Origin of the sequence: Aureimonas sp. AU22 (genome assembly GCF_001463745.1) — a bacterium.
Classification (GTDB): domain Bacteria; phylum Pseudomonadota; class Alphaproteobacteria; order Rhizobiales; family Rhizobiaceae; genus Aureimonas.
Map to the genome: position 1 here is coordinate 1 of NZ_BBWJ01000011.1, position 13,768 is coordinate 13,768.

Sequence of the window (13,768 nt, forward strand, 5' to 3'; positions counted from 1 at the left end):
GCCTCATACGCCCCGCCCGGCGGGGCGCGCGCCTCAGACCGACGCGGCGCAAGGCCGACGAAGCGCTCGACGAGGCGCTGACGCGCATCCTGGACGAAAGCGATCCCGGCGCGCGGTGGGTCGTGCGAGGACCGGACGGCCTCCATCTGGTGATCCACGCCCGCCCCGTCGGCCCAGTCGCCGCCGAACGCGGTGCCGCGCGGGTTCTCATCACGCTGCGCGCCATCGGCGCGGCGCGGGGCCTGCCCGGCTGAGCGAACAGGAGATGCGTCGATTGGGCGGGGCGGCCGACACGAAAAAGGGCGGCCCCTTCGAGCCGCCCTCCCATCTCGTCTCGACGATCCGGCGCCGCGTCAGCCCTTCGGCGACAGCACCATCATCATCTGCCGGCCTTCGAGCTTGGGCTCGGCCTCGACCTTGGAGATCTCGGCCGTTTCCTCACGCACGCGGTTGAGAAGGCGCATGCCGAGTTCCTGGTGCGCCATCTCGCGACCACGGAAGCGCAGCGTCACCTTGACCTTGTCGCCTTCGTCGAAGAAGCGGCGGACCGCCTTCATCTTGGTCTCGTAGTCGTGATCGTCGATGTTGGGACGCATCTTGATCTCTTTGACCTCGATGACCTTCTGGCGCTTGCGCTGTTCGGAGGCCTTCTTCTGCCCCTCGTACTTGAGCTTGCCGAGGTCGAGAATCTTGCAGACCGGCGGAACGGCGGTCGGCACGATCTCCACGAGGTCGAGCCCTGCCTCCTCGGCCAGCGCAAGCGCCTCCGCGGTGGGAATTGCGCCCCGATTCTGGCCGTCGGCGTCGATCAGCTGAACCTGGGGGACCCGGATTTCCCGGTTGGAGCGCGGCCCCTCCTTCTGAGTGGGCGGCGCACGAAATGGTCTGCGAATGGTCGTTGACTCCGGCTGTTGACGATCGATGCTTGCGTCGCGAATGCTGGCTCGAAGCGGAACGGCTTAGGCACGCACGAAGACGCGACCAGCACCCTTTCGCCAGGAGACTGAAGCCTCATATAACACACGCCCGCTCCGATTTCACGCCGGCCGCCAGAAAAAACGCCTGATTCCCGCCACAGCCGCGCCATGGAGGTCCGATGACGCAAGCGCCCGACACGCCGCCGTCCGCGCTCTTCGAGACCATGCCCCATTCGGGCGAGCGCCTGGCCTATCTCACGGTGGAGGGGCGCGAGGCGGGGCCGACGGTGGTGTGGCTCGGCGGCTTCCGTTCGGACATGCGCGGCACCAAGGCCGAGGTGCTCTCGACGCTTTGCGGGCGCGAGGGCCTGCCCTTCCTGCGGTTCGACTATTCCGGCCACGGCGAGTCCGGGGGGCGCTTCGCCGACGGCACGATCTCGGGCTGGACGGAAGACGCCGCCGCGGTGATCGCGGCGCGCACGCGGGGACCCCTCCTCCTCGTCGGCTCCTCCATGGGTGCCTGGATCGCCCTTCGCCTCGCCCAGCGCCTGCCCGGCCGGGTATGCTCCCTCCTGCTCCTGGCACCCGCACCGGACTTCACGACGCGCCTGGTGGAGCCGAAGCTTACGGCCGAGGACAGGGCGGCCTTGGCGCGCGACGGCTTCATCGCGGAACCCTCGCCCTATTCCGACCAGCCGACGATCTACACGCGCAGGCTGATCGAGGACGGCGCCGCGGCCGCCGTGATGACCGGCCCGATCGCGCTCGACCTGCCGGTTCATGTGATCCAGGGGATGGAAGACCCCGACGTGCCCTACGCCCACGCACTGGAACTGGTCTCGCTCCTGCCCTCGGCCGGCGTCACCCTGACGCTCGTGAAGGACGGCGACCACCGCCTGTCCCGGCCGGAGGATCTCCAGCGCATGGAGCGGGCTGTGCTCGCCCTTCTGGCCGAGGTCGACCGGACGCGCTGATCGGCGCCGACCGCCGACGATGCAAACATGCGACGCTCTCGTGACGTTTGTGCAACAGCCTCACGTCGGGCGCTCTCGGTGCTGCGCAGGCCTGCTCGCAAAGGACTTTCGCGGTGTCGGCGATTTTCGCGAACGACGCCCCTTGCCGCTTTCACGAAGCTTCCCATCTCGCCCACGGCTTTTGGGTGATTGACACTCTTCCGCACTGCAAACACGATGTCCCCCGAGCGAAGACGGGTCGCTCGTTCGACGGAGATCGTGATGATTTTTCGGCGCTTTCTCGGCGTGACGGTCGCTTTGTGCCTTCAGTCAGCCACCGCCCTTGCAACGGACGCCGCGAGCCTCGGCGGCGGCATGACGGTCGGCGATCCGATCAAGCAGCCCTTCGGCCACCACGCCTTCTGCCTGCGTCAGCCCGATCAGTGCGGCCCGACGAACGACGCGGGGAATTCGCCCCCGGCTCTCGACGACGCGCTGATGGCCAAGGTCGCCGAGATCAATCTCGCGGTGAACGCCGAGATCCAGCCGGTGAGCGACCAGATCCTCTACGGCCAGGAGGAGTACTGGACCCTCCCGACGGACAACAAGGGCGATTGCGAGGACTACGCCCTTCTCAAGCGGGCGCGGCTGCACGACGCCGGCATTCCCCTGTCCGATCTTCTCCTGACGGTGGTCAACAAGCGCGACGGAACGGGACACGCCATCCTGACGCTGCGCACCGCGTCGGGCGACTTCGTGCTGGACAACCTCGACTGGCGCGTCCGGCACTGGAGCGAGGTGCCCTACCGCTTCGTGAAGCGCCAGTCGCCGGTCAATGCGGGCGAGTGGCTGGAGATCGAGAGCCTGCCGGAGCCGCTGGTCAGCTCGGTCTCGCGCTGAAGGCAGCCAAGGGCGGGACAGGGCCCGGCCTTTGGGCTAAGAGCCGGCTCTGATGAACAAGCTCTTTTCCTTCCTGATCATCCTCGTGATGGCGTTCCAGATCATCCGCCCCATCGGGCTGCCGGGCCTGAAGCGGCGCGGCGACTTCTGGAAGCTCGCCATCTTCGCCATGGTGGTCTTCGGGCTCGACGTCGTTCTTCGACCCCACTGAACGCGATTTGATCGGGGCGGAGGGCTCGTGTAGGACACGCGCTTTCACAACTCCGTCGGCCCTCATGTCGGCCAAGGCGCTGGACCTTCCCCATGGATCGAATTCGCATTCGCGGCGGCAACGCCCTCAACGGGACGATCCCGATCTCCGGCGCCAAGAACGCGGCGCTGCCGCTGATGATCGCCTCGCTCCTCACCGACGACACGCTGACGCTGGAGAACGTGCCGCATCTGGCCGACGTCGAGCAGCTCATCCGCATCCTCGGCAATCACGGCGTCGACTACACCGTGTCGGGCAAGCGCCTGGCGACGCAGCCTTCCTCGGGCCGCACCATCCACTTCACCGCCCGCACCATCGTCGACACGACCGCCCCTTACGAGCTCGTGTCCAAAATGCGCGCAAGCTTCTGGGTGATCGGCCCGCTCCTGGCGCGCTGCCACAAGGCGCGCGTCTCGCTGCCGGGCGGCTGCGCCATCGGCACGCGCCCCGTGGACCTCTTCATCGAGGGCCTTCAGGCGCTCGGCGCCACGATCGACATCGACGCCGGCTACATCGTCGCCGAGGCGAAGGGCGGCCTGGTCGGCAACCGCTACACCTTCCCGAAGGTCTCGGTGGGCGCGACGCACGTCCTGATGATGGCGGCCTCGCTCGCCAAGGGCCAGACGGTGATCGAGAACGCCGCGCGCGAGCCGGAGGTCGCCGATCTCGCCGCCTGCCTCAACGCCATGGGCGCCAAGATCTCGGGCGCCGGCACGGCCACCATCACCATCGACGGCGTTTCCGCCCTGTCGGGCGCGCGCCACCGCGTGCTGCCCGACCGGATCGAGACCGGCACCTATGCCATGGCCGTCGCGATGACGGGCGGCGACGTCACGCTCGAAGGCACGCATTCCGGCCTCCTGCAGACGGCCCTCACCGCGCTCGGCGACGCAGGCGCCGAGATCACCGACACCGCGAACGGCATGCGCATCGTGCGCAACGGCGGCGGCATCCGACCGGTGGACGTCGTCACCGACCCGTTCCCCGGCTTCCCGACCGACCTCCAGGCCCAGTTCATGGCGCTGATGACGCGCTCCGATGGCGTTTCGCACATCACCGAGACGATCTTCGAGAACCGCTTCATGCACGTGCAGGAACTTGCGCGCCTCGGCGCCAAGATCTCGCTGTCGGGGCAGATGGCGCGGGTCGAGGGCGTGCCGCGGCTCGTCGGCGCGCCGGTCATGGCGACCGACCTTCGCGCCTCCGTCAGCCTCGTGATCGCGGGCCTCGTCGCGGAGGGCGAAACGCTGGTGAACCGCGTCTACCATCTCGACCGCGGCTTCGAGCGATTGGAAGAGAAGCTCGGCGCCTGCGGGGCCGAGGTGGAGCGCATCTCGGGCTGAGCCATGGCGCTCCCGGGGCGGAAAGCGGAGCGCAGGCTTGCTTTTTGCCGCGCGAAATCCGATCTAGGGCACAAATTCACCCATTGACGAGGTCGCCGAGTCCGGCGACCCCATATTCGAAGGGGGGACGCGAAGCGCGTCCGATCCCGCAACGAGGCCTGATACACGCATGGCGAAAGAAGAAGTTCTCGAGTTTCCCGGCACGGTCACCGAACTGCTGCCCAACGCGACCTTCCGCATCAAGCTCGAGAACGACCACGAGATCATCGCCCACACGGCGGGCCGGATGCGCAAGAACCGCATCCGCGTGCTGACGGGCGACAAGGTGCTCGTCGAGATGACGCCCTACGACCTGACCAAGGGTCGCATCACCTACCGCTTCAAGTAAGCCGCGTCGATGCCGGCCGCCTCGCACAGCGCGCTGGTGCTCGCCTCGGGCTCGCCGCGCCGGCTGGAGCTGCTCCAGCAGGTCGGCATCGAGCCCGCGCGCCTGCTCGCCACCGCCATCGACGAGACGCCCGAACGCTCCGAGCACCCGCGCTCGCTCGCCAAGCGCCTGTCGCGCGCCAAGGCTCTGGCCGCCCACGAGGCGTTGGCCGCGCGCGGCGAGACGAAGGAGACGTTCGTGCTCGGTGCCGACACGGTGGTCTCGCTGGGACGGCAGGTGGTGCCGAAGGCCGAGATCGCCGAGGATGCCGTCACCAACCTGCGCATCCTGTCCGGCCGCTCGCATCGCGTCTTCACCGGCGTGTGCGTCGTCACGCCCGGCGGCAAGGCGCGTCAGCGCCTCGTCGAGACCCGCATCCGCTTCAAGCGCCTGTCGCGCGACGACATCGAGCGCTACGTCGAGAGCGGCGAATGGCAGGGCAAGGCCGGCGGCTACGCCATTCAGGGCCTAGCCGGCGCCTTCGTGGTGCGCCTCGTCGGCTCCTATTCCAACGTCGTCGGCCTGCCGCTCTACGAGACCCTGTCGCTCCTGACGGGCGAGGGCTTCGTCGCGCCCCGGCCGGGCGCCGCGCCCCTCTTCTGATCGATGAGCGCCGCGATCACCGGCCTGCGCCCGGCCCGCAAGTGCCCGGAATGCGGCCGCCCCTCGGAGCGGGCGACCTTCCCCTTCTGCTCGCCCCGTTGCAAGGCGGTGGATCTCAACCGCTGGCTTTCGGGCGCCTACGTCATTCCTGGCCCTGCCGACGAGGGCGGGATCCCCGACGACGACGAACGGTCCTGAACCTAAGCCCGAACCAACGAAAAAGCCGGCGGACCCCAACGGGCCGCCGGCTTTTTCCATGTCGAGTGACCCGTCCCCGAAGGAACGGGCCGGTCTGCGGCCCTATTGGGCGGGTGCCGGCGCCGTGGCCGGAGCGGTCGCGGGAGCGGCGCCCTCGCCCCGTGCCGAGCCGGCCGGCAGAGCGGGATGGGCCGTGTCCTCGACCGCGAAGGGGATGTACTCGCCGACCGGTGGGTAGACCTGCACCAGTCCCTTCAGCACCATCTCGACCGCCACGAACAGGATCACGGCAAGGCCGACATAGGCGATCCAGCGGTGACGGTTGAGGAGCTTGGCGATGAAGTTGGCGGCGAGCGCCATCAGCGCGATCGACAGCAGCAGGCCGAAGGCGAGGAGCGTCCAGTGATGCCCTTCGGCGGCGCCGGCCACCGCGATCACGTTGTCGAGCGACATCGACACGTCGGCGAGGATGATCTGCAGGGTCGCCTGACCCAGCGTCTTGCGCGGCTTGGCGGCAGCGCCCGCAAGGTCGGCCGCATCGTCATGCTCGGGCGCGCGCAGCTCGCTCCACATCTTCCAGCAGACCCAGAGAAGCAGCAGACCGCCGGCGAGCAACAGGCCGAAGATGCCGAGAAGCTGGGTGGCGACCACGGTGAAGGCGATGCGCAGGATCGTCGCGGCGGCGATGCCCCAGAAGATCGCCTTCTTGCGCTGCTCGGCCGGCAGTCCGGCGACCGCGAGCCCGATGACGATCGCGTTGTCGCCGGCGAGGACGACGTCCATGATGATGATCTGGCCGAGCGCCAGCCAGCCTTCGGGTGTGAGGAGTTCGAACATGGGGGCCTTTCCCGCGGTTGACGGGCAACGCTGGCGGCGAGAGGTCCGGGCACGCGCGGCTGGTGATCAGTCGGCGGACGGGGCTCGCATGCGACAGGTCGCGAATGGAGAATTCGTCCGCCAGTCCGACATCGCAGCCGCAGGACGGCTGCCAGAGGGGCCCGGCCTGGCCCCTGGGCCATAGCGAGGCTCACGAAAACTTGCAAGCGCCGTGATGGATGGCGGGAGCGGTTGAGTCCGATCCCATAGGGGTCTAGTCACCCGCGCAACCGCACCCCACCCGCGAGAAGCGCCCATGTCCACGACCACCTTGACCCAACTCGGCGCGGAGGCGCGCCCCGCCAGCAGCCCCGAGGAAGCCGTCCTCGAGACCGTGCCCTACGTCAGGCGCGAGGGGCCGCCTGCCATCGTGCGCTTCTCGTGTCCCGAGTTCACCTCGCTCTGCCCCGTCACCGGGCAGCCCGACTTCGCCCATCTCGTGATCGACTACGCGCCGGACGCCCGCCTCGTGGAATCGAAGTCGCTGAAGCTCTTCCTCGTCTCGTTCCGCAACCATGGCGCCTTCCACGAGGACTGCACCGTGATGGTGGCCCGGCGGATCGTCGAGGCGACGCAGCCCATCTGGCTGCGGATCGGCGGCTACTGGTATCCGCGCGGCGGCATTCCCATCGACGTGTTCTGGCAGACCGGCCTGCCCCCGGAGGGCGTCTTCCTGCCCGATCAGGGCGTGCCGGGCTATCGCGGCCGCGGCTGACACTTCGGGAATGCCAAGCGCCGCCGTTGATCGGCGGCGCGCGCCCGTCTACACGCGGCATGAAGCAAGGCAGGGGATCGGCGCATGGAACTGGACAAGATCGAGGACGCGATCGCCGCGATTGCAGCGGGCGAGCTCGTGGTGGTGGTGGACGACACCGACCGCGAGAACGAGGGCGATCTCATCATGGCGGCCGCGCGCGCGACCCCGGAGAAGATGGCCTTCATGATTCGCCATACGAGCGGCATCCTGTGCGTGCCGATGCAGGGGGAGCGGGCGCAGCGCCTCAACCTGCCGCCGATGGTCGCCAACAATCTCGACCCGATGCGCACCGCCTTCACCGTCTCGGTTGACTACCGCGTCGGCATGACGACCGGCATCGCCGCCGAGGAGCGCGCGGCGACCGCGCGGGCGCTCGCCAACGACAACGTTCCGGGCTCGGAGTTCCTGCGCCCCGGCCACATGTTCCCGCTGATCGCGCGCGAGGGCGGCGTCCTGACGCGGTCCGGCCACACGGAAGCGGGAACCGATCTGGCGACCCTCGCCGGCCTGCCGCCCGTCGGCGTCCTGGCCGAGGTCGTCAACGACGACGGCACGGTGAAGCGCCTGCCGGAGCTCATCCCCTTCGCCCGCGAGCACGGGCTGAAGATCATCTCGATCGAGGACCTCATCTCCTATCGCATCCGGCGCGAAAGCTTCGTGACCTGCGTGCGGGAGGAGGAGATGATGATCGGCGGGCTCCGGGGGCGCATCCGCGTCTACGAGACGCCCTTCGACGACATGCAGCACGTGGTCGCCCTCTTCGGCGACGTGCGCCACGGCGAGAGGGTGCCGACGCGCATCCACCGCGAGCAGCCGGTGAGCGACCTCTTCGCCAAGGTGCGCGGCCGGCCGAGCTGGGTGGAACTGGCCGTCGACAAGCTGCGGGACCGCGGCCAGGGCATCCTCATGCTCCTGCGCACGCCCGAGGTCGACCAGTTCGAGGCGGCGCCGACACCCGGCGAGCCGGTGACCGACGGCGAGCGCCACGGCAGCGCCAAGGCGCGCCGCCAGCGCTGGCGGGAGGTCGGCATCGGCGCACAGATCCTGCGCGACGTCGGCGTGCGTTCCATCTGCGTGCTCGCCACGCACGAGCGCGCCTATGTCGGCCTCACCGGCTTCGGCATCGAGGTCGCCGACACGATCCTCGTCGACGACTGACCGTTCAACGCTTCCGCTCTCGGCAGGAAGGCGGTCGGCGTCGTATCTGGAGGGAGCCGGCGGCGAACCGCCGGCCTCGCCCGGAGCGCCGCCATGAGCCTGCCTCTCGCCCAAGACCTGACGCCGCTGCGCATCGGCACCGTCTCGCTCGTCGTGCGCGATCTGCCGCGCGTTGCGGCCTTCTATCGCGAGGTGATCGGCCTCGCGGAGACGGCGAGCGACACGCATGTCCTGCATCTAGGCGCCGGCTCCCGGACGCTGCTCGAGCTGATCGGGCGACCGGACGCGCCCGTTGCCGGCCCCCGTGCGGCCGGTCTCTTCCACACCGCAATCCTCCTGCCGGACCGCGCGAGCCTTGGGCGTTGGCTGCGCCATGCCGCCGCCTCGCGCACGTCCCTCCAGGGCGCGTCGGACCACGGCGTCAGCGAGGCGATCTATCTCGCCGACCCCGAAGGCAATGGCGTCGAGGTCTATGCCGACCGGCCGAGGCGCGAATGGCCGCGCTCCGGCGACGGGCTGCGCATGGTCACCGACCCCCTGGACGCGGACGCGCTTCTGGCGGCCGGCGGCGAAGCGACCTTCGACGGGGCGCCGGACGGCACGACGATCGGCCATGTCCATCTCCAGACCGGCGCGGTGGAGGCGTCGCAGCGCTACTACACCGAGACGCTCGGCCTCGACGTCATGCAGCTAGTCCCGAGCGCGACGTTCCTGTCGAGCGGCGGCTACCATCACCACGTCGCCGCCAACATCTGGAACAGCCGGGGCGCGCCGCCGCGCGACCCCGAAGCGACGGGGCTCAAGGGCTTCGAGTTCCTGGCGCGCGACGAGGCGGCCTTCGAGGCGGCCGAGACCGCGATCCTGGCGTCCGGCGTCACCGCCGCCCGGCAGGGCGAGGCGATCCACCTCGTCGATCCCGCCGGTGTCGGCATCGCGCTGCGGAGAGGGTGACATGCTCGTCGACGGACGTTGGACGCAGAACTGGCAGCCGGTGCAGGGCACGGACGCAAAAGGCGGCTTCCTGCGCCAGACCTCGAGCTTCCGCCATTTCGTGACGCCGGACGGCGGGCCCGGCCCGACCGGCGAAGGCGGCTTCGAGGCGGAAGCGGGTCGCTACCACCTCTATGTCGCGCTGATCTGTCCCTGGGCCTCGCGAACGCTGATCGCGCGAAAGCTCAAGGGATTGGCGGACGTGGTGTCCGTATCGGTGGTGCGCCCCGAGCTCGGGCCGGAGGGCTGGCGCTTCGGAGAAGGGCAGGGTTCGACCGACGACGCGGTGAACGGCGCCACCTTTCTGCACGAGCTGTATACCAGGGCAGACCCGCACGTGAACGGGCGCGCGACCGTGCCCGTCCTCTGGGACATCAGGCGGGGCACGATCGTCAACAACGAATCGGCCGATATCCTGCGCATCTTCAACTCCGGCTTCGGCGCCCTGGCGACCGGCGATGTCGATCTGTATCCCACCGACCTCGCGCCCGACATCGACGCCCTCGACGACTGGATCTATCCCCGTCTCAACAACGGCGTCTACCGCGCCGGCTTCGCGACGACGCAAGCGGCCTATGAAGAAGCCTACGGCGCCGTATTCGAAGCGCTGGACACGCTGGAGAGGCGACTGGCGGAGGGCGGCCCCCTCCTCTTCGGCACCCGTCTGACCGAGACGGACATCCGCCTCTTCGTGACGCTGATCCGCTTCGACGCGGCCTATCACGGTCTCTTCAAGTGCAACCGACAGAGGCTTTCGGACTACTCCGCCCTCATGGCCTATCTCCACCGCCTCCTCGAGATGCCGGCCTTCCGTGACACGGTGTCGATCGACCACATCAAGCGCGGCTACTACTCGATCAAGGCGCTGAACCCGAACGGCATCGTGCCGCTTGGACCCGATCTCTCGGCCTTGGGCCTCTAGGGCACGACGATCGCACGGATCTCGCCGCCGGGCGGCTCGCCCGCGATCGCCTCGACACCTGCCGCAAAGCCGATGCGGCGTGACACGAGCGGTTCGACCGCGATGGTGCCGGAGGCGATCATCTCGGCGGCCCGGGCATGCGTGAACGGGTTGACGAAGGCGGTCAGGAACTGGATCTCCCGGAACAGGAGGTCGAAGGGCTCGATCTCGATCGTTTCTCCTTGCGGCAGGACGCCCAGCAGGAGGACGCGTCCGCCGCGCGCTGCGATGCGCGGTGCCTGGGTCACCGTTTCGCGCACACCGGCCGCTTCCACCACGAGGTCCGCCCCGCCGGGCAGCAGGCCACCCTCGCCCACGAGCCTCTCGACGACGGCGCCGGCGCCCGCGTCCACCGCGTCGGTGGCGCCGAGCCGCTGCCCGAGCTCGCGCTTTCCCGCGCTGCGGGTGACGAGTACCACGCGCGCGGCGCCGGCAAGGCGCGCGAGTTGCACCACGAGAAGGCCGATGAGCCCGCCGCCCAGCACCACCACCGTCTCGCCGGGTCGAACGGCGGCGACGTCCATGCCGTGGAGGCAGCAGGCGAGCGGCTCCGCGAAGGCGCCATGGACCGGATCGAGGCCATCGGGCAGGCGATGGGCCTGGCGCTCGGGCAGGACGACGTAATCGGCAAAGCCGCCGTCGCGGTGGATGCCGATGGCCTGGAGGTTGCGGCACAGGTTGACCCGGCCACGATGGCATTCGGGACAGCGGCCGCAGGCGATGTTGGGATCGCCGGTCACCGTCATGCCGGGCGTGAAGCCCGATACGCCTTCCCCTATCGCCTCGACGATGCCGGCGAACTCGTGGCCCAGCGTCACCGGTGGGCGCGAGGGAAACTCGCCGCGCAGGAGGTGCCGGTCGGTGCCGCAGATGCCGCAGGCTTCGACCCGCACAAGGAGTTCTCCCACGCCTGGCACGGGCTTCTTGACTTCGCGCAGGGCCAGTTGCCCGACGCCCTCCAGACGGATCGCCTGCATGCTTCTCCCCTTTTTGCCGGAGCCATACCGCGTCTCCCGCGCGGCGTTCGGCGACAGTCAGATGCCCGTGAACAGCCAGGCATGCTCCTGCGCGTTGTGGAACTTCCACGCGCGCTCCGGGCCGGCCATCACGTTGAGGTAATAGCCGTCGTAGCCGTGGATGGCGGCCACCGGATGATAGCCGCGCGGCACGAGGGCGACGTCGCCGTCCTCGACCGCCATGGCCTCGTCCAGCTGGCGATCGTCCGTGTAGACGCGCTGGAAGGCGAAGCCCTGGGGCGGGTCGAAGCGGTGGTAGTAGGTCTCCTCGAGATAGCTCTCTTCGGGCAGAGCGTCCCGGTCGTGCTTGTGCGGCGGATAGGACGAGGTGTGGCCGCCGGGCGTGATCACCTCGACTACGAGGAGCGCATGGGCCGCTCCGTCGTCCTCGGGCATGATGTTGGTGACATGGCGCGTGTTGGTGCCTTTGCCGCGCGCCATCTGCGGATGCGTGCCGGGTGCGATGCGCCGTGCCGAAAAGCCGGGTGCGCCGGGCGCCGAGCAGACGGCGAGTTCCAACGGCGTCTCGGCCTCGATGCTCCAGGTGGTTCCCATCGGCACGTAGACCGCGTCCGGCGCGCCGGCGAACGGGCTCATGCGCTCGCCGACGAGGCCGAAGTCCTCACCCCCCGCGCGGATGCGTCCCCGGCCCGACACGAGGACGAGGCAGACCTCGCGGGTTCCGGTCTCGCCGCTTGCCCCCTCGCCCGGCGCCAGCTTGTGGAGCGCGAAGCCGACATAGGTCCAGCCCGCGCTTTCCGGCGTGATGTCGTGGACGAGTCCCCGGTCGGCCTTCGGTCGGACCTTCAGGCGTGACATGGCTTGGCTCCCCCTCGTGCGTCAGGCTTCCCTCATAGACGGTCTTTCCCGAACGGTGAAGGTGTGGCCTCCTTCCACTGGAACGGATATTCCACGAGAGGGCCGCCAGCGGCGAATCGCGGGGGCCCCGCCCGACGTGAGAGGTGCCGGCTTCATGGACCCGACCGACACAAGCGCCGTTCCGGCGGATTTCGAGGCGCTGAAGGCCGACCTTCTCCAGCGCAAGAACAGGCTTCCCAAACGCCTGCGGCAGGTCGCCGAATATGCGCTCGGCAATCCCGACGACATCGCCTTCGGCACGGTGGCGAGCATCGCGGGGGCGGCCGCGGTGCAGCCCTCCACCTTGATCCGCTTCGCCCAGCACCTCGGGTTCGAGGGCTTCTCCAGCCTTCAGTCGCTGTTTCGCGAGCGGCTGCGCGGACGCCCGACCGCCTATGGCGAGCGCATGGAGGTGCTGCGCGCGGAGGGTGGCGCGATGGACGCCGTGCGCATCCTCGACGGTTTCGCCGAGGCCGGGCATCGCTCGCTCGACGCGCTCGCACAGGGCATCGATCCGGCTGCGTTCGGACGCGCGGCGGGGCGCCTCGCCGGTGCGGAGACGATCTATCTCATCGCCAAGCGCCGCTCCTATCCGATCGGTGCGTACATGGCCTATGCCTTCGGAAAGCTCGGCATCCGCTGCCAGCTGGTCGGCACCGCGGCGGGCATCGACGAGGACATCCTGGCACTCGCCACCCCGCGCGACATCGGCTTCGCCGTCTCCTTCTCGCCCTATGCGCCGGAAACGGTGGTGCAGGCGCGCGCCCTCGCCGGCCGCGGCGTGCCCCTCGTCTCGCTCACCGACAGCCTGTTCTCTCCGCTCGCCGAACTCTCCGCCGAATGGTTCGAGATCGTGGAGGCCGATCACGCCGGCTTCCGCCTTCTGTCCGCCTCGATGACCTTCGCGATGGCGATGACGGTCGCCGTCGCACAGGAGCGGGAACGACTGCAACCTGCGACCAAAAACAGAACGTAGGTTCCACGTTGACTTTCCATCGGTATCCGTGTTTCGGATAGAAGGACATTGGGATGGAATGCCGGGAGACGGGCCATGGGATCGACTGAGGCGGTGCTCGATATCGTCACCATCGGCCGCGCCTCGGTGGACCTCTACGGACAGCAGATCGGCACGCGGCTGGAAGACGTCGGCTCGTTCGCGAAATCCGTCGGCGGCTGCCCGGCCAACATCGCGATCGGCACGGCGCGCCTGGGGCTGAAATCCGCCCTCCTCACCCGTGTCGGCAACGAACAGTTCGGCCGCTTCATCCGCGAGCAACTGGTGCGCGAGGGCGTCGAGGTCAGCGGCCTCAAGACAGACCCGGAGAGGCTGACGGCGCTCGCCATCCTCTCGGTGGAAAGCGACAAGTCCTTTCCCCTTCTTTTCTATCGCGACAACTGCGCCGACAACGCCCTGGAGGAAGGCGATGTCGACGAGGCGCTGATCGCCTCCGCCGGGGCCGTCCTCGTGACCGGCACGCACTTCGCCAAGCCCAACACCGACGCCGCGCAGCGCAAGGCGATGCGGCTCGCCAAGGCCAACGGCGGGCGGATCGTCTTCGAC

Annotated in this window: 17 protein-coding genes and 1 pseudogene; 14 read left to right on the plus strand and 4 right to left on the minus strand. The window is 69.0% G+C overall.

Features of this window, described 5'->3' with window-relative positions:
- Positions 1-254: hypothetical protein (locus AUL34_RS22505; RefSeq protein ID WP_192845681.1), on the plus strand; the 254-nt coding region annotated here is incomplete at its 5' end.
- 99 nt (positions 255-353) lie between these two features.
- Here the strand turns inward: AUL34_RS22505 and infC are convergent.
- A complete protein-coding gene (gene infC / locus AUL34_RS03875) occupies positions 354-893 on the minus strand; it encodes a translation initiation factor IF-3 (protein ID WP_082653140.1) in 540 nt (179 codons plus the stop codon).
- 203 nt (positions 894-1,096) lie between these two features.
- Between infC and AUL34_RS03880 the strand changes: the two genes are divergently transcribed.
- From AUL34_RS03880 to yacG, 7 genes are all read left to right on the plus strand, one after another.
- Positions 1,097-1,891 carry an alpha/beta fold hydrolase gene (locus AUL34_RS03880; RefSeq protein WP_082653141.1) on the plus strand — a complete coding sequence of 265 codons (795 nt, stop codon included), beginning with the start codon at positions 1,097-1,099 and terminating at the stop codon, positions 1,889-1,891.
- Between the two features lie 261 nt (positions 1,892-2,152).
- Complete coding sequence (locus AUL34_RS03885) at positions 2,153-2,770, plus strand: transglutaminase-like cysteine peptidase (protein ID WP_061931420.1); 618 nt, start codon at positions 2,153-2,155, stop codon at positions 2,768-2,770.
- Between the two features lie 52 nt (positions 2,771-2,822).
- Positions 2,823-2,981, plus strand: coding sequence for a hypothetical protein (locus tag AUL34_RS22510; protein WP_192845682.1), 159 nt, complete (start codon positions 2,823-2,825; stop codon positions 2,979-2,981).
- Positions 2,982-3,073: 92 nt separating this feature from the next.
- Complete coding sequence (gene murA / locus AUL34_RS03890; RefSeq protein WP_061931422.1) at positions 3,074-4,363, plus strand: UDP-N-acetylglucosamine 1-carboxyvinyltransferase; 1,290 nt, start codon at positions 3,074-3,076, stop codon at positions 4,361-4,363.
- A 169-nt stretch (positions 4,364-4,532) separates the two neighbouring features.
- Positions 4,533-4,751: a translation initiation factor IF-1 gene (gene infA / locus AUL34_RS03895; protein ID WP_055892241.1), complete on the plus strand. Its 219-nt coding sequence runs from the start codon at positions 4,533-4,535 to the stop codon at positions 4,749-4,751.
- Positions 4,752-4,760: 9 nt separating this feature from the next.
- Complete coding sequence (locus AUL34_RS03900; RefSeq protein WP_061931424.1) at positions 4,761-5,393, plus strand: Maf-like protein; 633 nt, start codon at positions 4,761-4,763, stop codon at positions 5,391-5,393.
- 3 nt (positions 5,394-5,396) lie between these two features.
- Entirely contained in the window at positions 5,397-5,591 is a 195-nt protein-coding gene (gene yacG / locus AUL34_RS03905; RefSeq protein WP_061931426.1) for a DNA gyrase inhibitor YacG, read from the plus strand.
- Between the two features lie 231 nt (positions 5,592-5,822).
- Here yacG and AUL34_RS03910 read toward each other — a convergent pair.
- Positions 5,823-6,428 (minus strand): annotated as a pseudogene (locus AUL34_RS03910) (TerC family protein); the annotation flags it as partial.
- Between the two features lie 295 nt (positions 6,429-6,723).
- Here AUL34_RS03910 and queF point away from each other — a divergent pair.
- The 4 genes from queF to AUL34_RS03930 all read left to right on the plus strand — a co-directional run bounded on the left by queF (position 6,724) and on the right by AUL34_RS03930 (position 10,294).
- Entirely contained in the window at positions 6,724-7,182 is a 459-nt protein-coding gene (gene queF / locus AUL34_RS03915; protein ID WP_061931428.1) for a preQ(1) synthase, read from the plus strand.
- An 84-nt stretch (positions 7,183-7,266) separates the two neighbouring features.
- On the plus strand, positions 7,267-8,382 hold the full coding sequence (gene ribB / locus AUL34_RS03920; protein ID WP_061931430.1) for a 3,4-dihydroxy-2-butanone-4-phosphate synthase: 1,116 nt from the start codon (positions 7,267-7,269) through the stop codon (positions 8,380-8,382).
- A 93-nt stretch (positions 8,383-8,475) separates the two neighbouring features.
- Positions 8,476-9,333 (plus strand): VOC family protein, encoded by an 858-nt coding sequence (locus AUL34_RS03925; RefSeq protein WP_061931432.1) that lies wholly within the window; start codon positions 8,476-8,478, stop codon positions 9,331-9,333.
- A 1-nt stretch (position 9,334) separates the two neighbouring features.
- Complete coding sequence (locus AUL34_RS03930) at positions 9,335-10,294, plus strand: glutathione S-transferase family protein (RefSeq protein WP_061931434.1); 960 nt, start codon at positions 9,335-9,337, stop codon at positions 10,292-10,294.
- Here the strand turns inward: AUL34_RS03930 and AUL34_RS03935 are convergent.
- The gene (locus tag AUL34_RS03935) at positions 10,291-11,310 is read right to left on the minus strand and encodes a zinc-dependent alcohol dehydrogenase family protein (RefSeq protein ID WP_061931436.1); all 1,020 of its coding nucleotides are present in this window, start codon (positions 11,308-11,310) and stop codon (positions 10,291-10,293) included. The two genes, AUL34_RS03930 and AUL34_RS03935, sit on opposite strands and share 4 nt — an antisense overlap.
- Before the next feature lie 57 nt (positions 11,311-11,367).
- Positions 11,368-12,168 carry a 5-deoxy-glucuronate isomerase gene (iolB, locus tag AUL34_RS03940; protein ID WP_061931438.1) on the minus strand — a complete coding sequence of 267 codons (801 nt, stop codon included), beginning with the start codon at positions 12,166-12,168 and terminating at the stop codon, positions 11,368-11,370.
- Between the two features lie 154 nt (positions 12,169-12,322).
- On the opposite strand from iolB, the gene AUL34_RS03945 reads away from it, so the two are divergent.
- Both AUL34_RS03945 and AUL34_RS03950 read left to right on the plus strand, forming a co-directional pair.
- Positions 12,323-13,183, plus strand: coding sequence for a MurR/RpiR family transcriptional regulator (locus AUL34_RS03945; protein ID WP_061931441.1), 861 nt, complete (start codon positions 12,323-12,325; stop codon positions 13,181-13,183).
- Between the two features lie 75 nt (positions 13,184-13,258).
- The coding region (locus tag AUL34_RS03950) for a PfkB family carbohydrate kinase (protein ID WP_244492433.1) at positions 13,259-13,768 on the plus strand (510 nt) is incomplete at its 3' end.